The following is a 3,322-nucleotide window of genomic DNA, read 5'->3' on the forward strand; positions in this document are numbered from 1 at the left end:
TCGATGAGATCGTCAACACCAGCTTGCGTCGCGCGGGTCTTTGGGAGGAGGTCAAGGACCGCCTCAACCACCCCGGCACCAGCCTCTCGGGCGGTCAGCAACAGCGCCTCTGCATCGCACGCACCATCGCGGTGAACCCGGATGTGATCCTCATGGATGAGCCCTGTTCGGCGCTCGATCCGATCGCCACGGCCCGTATCGAGGAACTGATCGACGAACTGCGCGGCCGCTATGCTATCGTGATCGTCACCCACAACATGCAACAGGCCGCGCGCGTTTCCCAGAAGACGGCTTTTTTCCACCTCGGCACGCTGGTGGAGTATGATGACACGTCATCGATCTTCACCAACCCGAAGGCGACCCGCACCAAGGATTACATCACCGGTCGTTACGGCTGATCCGCCCCCAAGATCCGTCGTCTCTCAGCCGGCTTTGAAAGGCAAAAGTCATGGCAGAATTCGCCGCCCACACCGTCAAGAGCTTCGACGAGGATATTGCCCAGCTGCGCGCGGTGATCACCCGCATGGGCGGCCTGTGCGAAACCCAGATCGCGGAAAGCGTGGATGCGCTGATCAACCGCCATGCCGAAGCCGCCAAGACCATCATCGAGAATGACAAGCGCCTTGATGCGCTGGAAGCCGAGGCCGAGGCGCTGGCCGTGCGCATCATCGCCCTGCGCGCGCCGATGGCCGATGATCTGCGCGAGATCGTGGCAGCACTGAAGATCGCCGGTGTGATGGAACGTATCGGCGATTATGCCAAGAACATCGCCAAGCGGGCGGCTGTCGTCGCCCAGTCGCAGCCGGTGGCGCCGGCGGTGATCATTCCCCAGATGGCCCGTGTGGTGGTGGAAATCATCCGCGACACGCTGGATGCCTTCGTTGATCGCGATGCCGAAAAGGCGTTGGCCATCCTGCAGCGCGACCAGCAGGTGGACGAATATTACAACTCGCTGTTCCGCTCGCTGCTCACCTTCATGATGGAAAATCCGCACTATATCACGCCGTCCACGCACCTGTTGTTCGTTGCCAAGAATCTGGAACGGATCGGCGATCACGCCACCTCGGTGGCCGAGATGGTTTACTTCACCGCCACCGGCCTGCGCCCGGCGGAACGGCCCAAGAGCGATTTCACGTCCAGCGTTTACAACCCGGAATGATCCCGGCCCCCACAGGAGACTGACCGATGCGCGCCAAGATCCTGCTTGTTGAAGATGATGCCAGCCTCGTCGAGCTGGTGACCTACAATCTTGAAAAGGAAGGCTTTGACGTGGTCCGCACCGGTGACGGTGAGGAAGCGTTGACGCTGGCTGAAGAGGAAAAACCCGATCTGGTCATCCTCGATTGGATGATCGCCAACCTTTCGGGCATCGAGGTCTGCCGCCGCCTGCGCCGCGCGCCGGCCACCGCCAACCTGCCCATCGTCATGCTCACCGCGCGCGGTGACGAGGCAGACCGTATCCGCGGCCTCGAAACCGGCGCCGATGATTACATGACCAAGCCGTTTTCCCCGCGCGAACTGGTCGCCCGCATCCGCGCCGTGCTGCGCCGCCTGCGCCCGGCCCTGCAAGGCGGCGCGCTGGAGTTTGCCGGCATCGCGATGGACACCACCGCTCACCGCGTCACCCGTGATGGCCACACCGTGCAGCTCGGGCCAACCGAATTCCGCTTGCTGCGCCACTTCCTGGAACATCCCGGCCGCGTGTTCAGCCGTGAACAATTGCTGGATGCCGTGTGGGGCCGCGATGTCTATGTCGAACAGCGAACGGTGGACGTGCATATCCGCCGCCTGCGCAAGGCGGTGAATGCCGGTCCGGGTGCTGTGGAACTGCCTGATCTGATCCGCACTGTGCGTTCCGCAGGCTATTCGCTGGATGCAGCGCCCGTGTCGGCGCAAGCGGCCGCCTGATCGGCCCGTTCTGGCGCTTTGCCCCTGTCCCGCAGTGGCGGAATCGCTTTGCAGCACCGGCCGGCTTGGTTAAACGGCCATTCTGCGAGCATGATTCCATTGATTAAGGGTACAACATCTCATGACCATCAGCTTTGAAGGGCGTGTTGCCATCGTCACCGGGGCCGGCGGCGGCTTGGGCCGGGCCTATGCTCTGGACCTGGCGCGGCGCGGCGCCAAGGTTGTGGTCAACGATCTGGGCGGCGCCCGCGACGGTTCCGGCGCGTCGTTGTCGGCGGCGCAGGCCGTGGTGGACGAAATCACCGCGTTCGGCGGTGAAGCCATGGCCAATGGCGCCAGCGTTACCGACATGGCGGCGGTGGAAAAGATGGTCGCCAACGTGAAGGAGCGTTGGGGCCGGGTGGATATCCTGATCAACAACGCCGGCATCCTGCGCGACAAGACCTTCGTGAAGATGACGCTGGATGATTTCAAGACCGTCATCGACGTGCACCTGATGGGCAGCGTCAACTGCACCAAGGCGGTCTGGGAACTGATGCGCGAACAGGGCTATGGCCGCATCCTGATGACCACCAGCTCGACCGGTCTCTATGGCAATTTCGGCCAGGCCAATTATGGCGCGGCCAAGCTGGCGCTGGTTGGCCTGATGAAGACGCTGGCGCTGGAAGGTGCCAAGTATAACGTGCATGTGAACACCATCGCGCCGCTGGCCGCCACCCGCATGACCGAGGATCTGATGCCGCCGGCCATGCTGGAAAAGCTTGGGCCCGAAACCGTGGTGCCGGCGTCGGTCTATCTGGTGTCGGAAGAAGCGCCGACCAACGTGATCCTGAATGCCGGCGGCGGCGGCATCGAGCGCGCCTATGTGACGCTCACTCGCGGCATTCATCTTGGTGAGCTATTCCAATCACGCACTAGAGGGCAGGACTGAGATGTCACAACGAATCCATCGCACAGCCAGGGCCGTGTTCTCCGTTCTAATAGCATCGCTGGCGCTCGCTCTCGGATTCATGCCGGAGCACTGCGGCTGAAAACATATGCGCCCGCGACAAGGATCATGGCGATTCCTGCCATGGTCCAGATATCCGGGAGATCTTGGAACACGAGCACCCCGAAGATCGTCGCCGAGAGGATCTGAAAATAGCTGAACGGCGTCAGGACGTTCGCCGGCGCGAGGGCAAATGCCCGGGCAAGAAAATGCTGGCCCCAGCCAAAACTCGCAGCAAGGCACACGAAGAAGAACCAATCCGACACGCTTGGTGTGCGCCATTCGATGATGGCCACCGGCAACGACACCACACTGCCCACGAGCAGTGTCCATGCCAGGGTCGTGCCGGGGCTCTCGGCCACAGCGCCCAGGCGGCGGCTGAGGAGCTGGAGCAAGGCGTAGAACACGGCAGCAAGGGCTGGAAAA

At 62.5% G+C, this 3,322-nt stretch carries 5 protein-coding genes; 4 read left to right on the forward strand and 1 reads right to left on the reverse strand.

The genetic code is table 11. From position 1 onward, the window contains the following. The 4 genes from RT662_RS00925 to RT662_RS00940 all read left to right on the forward strand — a co-directional run. On the forward strand, nucleotides 1-398 hold a 398-nt coding region (locus RT662_RS00925; protein ID WP_313668354.1), incomplete at its 5' end, for an ATP-binding cassette domain-containing protein. A 50-nt stretch (nucleotides 399-448) separates the two neighbouring features. Then, the gene (phoU, locus tag RT662_RS00930; RefSeq protein ID WP_313668355.1) at nucleotides 449-1,159 is read left to right on the forward strand and encodes a phosphate signaling complex protein PhoU; all 711 of its coding nucleotides are present in this window, start codon (nucleotides 449-451) and stop codon (nucleotides 1,157-1,159) included. Between the two features lie 26 nt (nucleotides 1,160-1,185). Next, on the forward strand, nucleotides 1,186-1,908 hold the full coding sequence (gene phoB / locus RT662_RS00935) for a phosphate regulon transcriptional regulator PhoB (RefSeq protein WP_313668356.1): 723 nt from the start codon (nucleotides 1,186-1,188) through the stop codon (nucleotides 1,906-1,908). A 121-nt stretch (nucleotides 1,909-2,029) separates the two neighbouring features. Next, nucleotides 2,030-2,839 (forward strand): SDR family oxidoreductase, encoded by an 810-nt coding sequence (locus RT662_RS00940; protein ID WP_313668358.1) that lies wholly within the window; start codon nucleotides 2,030-2,032, stop codon nucleotides 2,837-2,839. A gap of 77 nt (nucleotides 2,840-2,916) precedes the next feature. On the opposite strand, the gene RT662_RS00945 is transcribed toward RT662_RS00940, so the two are convergent. After that, nucleotides 2,917-3,322: DMT family transporter (locus tag RT662_RS00945; RefSeq protein ID WP_313668360.1), on the reverse strand; the 406-nt coding region annotated here is incomplete at its 5' end.

Origin of the sequence: Sandarakinorhabdus sp. (genome assembly GCF_032115815.1) — a bacterium.
Lineage (GTDB): Bacteria > Pseudomonadota > Alphaproteobacteria > Sphingomonadales > Sphingomonadaceae > Sandarakinorhabdus.

Coding starts and splice junctions, on each gene's coding strand:
- phoU (WP_313668355.1), top strand. CDS start 449: ATGGCAGAATTCGCCGCCCACACCGTCAAGAGCTTCGACGAGGATATT.
- phoB (WP_313668356.1), top strand. CDS start 1,186: ATGCGCGCCAAGATCCTGCTTGTTGAAGATGATGCCAGCCTCGTCGAG.
- RT662_RS00940 (WP_313668358.1), top strand. CDS start 2,030: ATGACCATCAGCTTTGAAGGGCGTGTTGCCATCGTCACCGGGGCCGGC.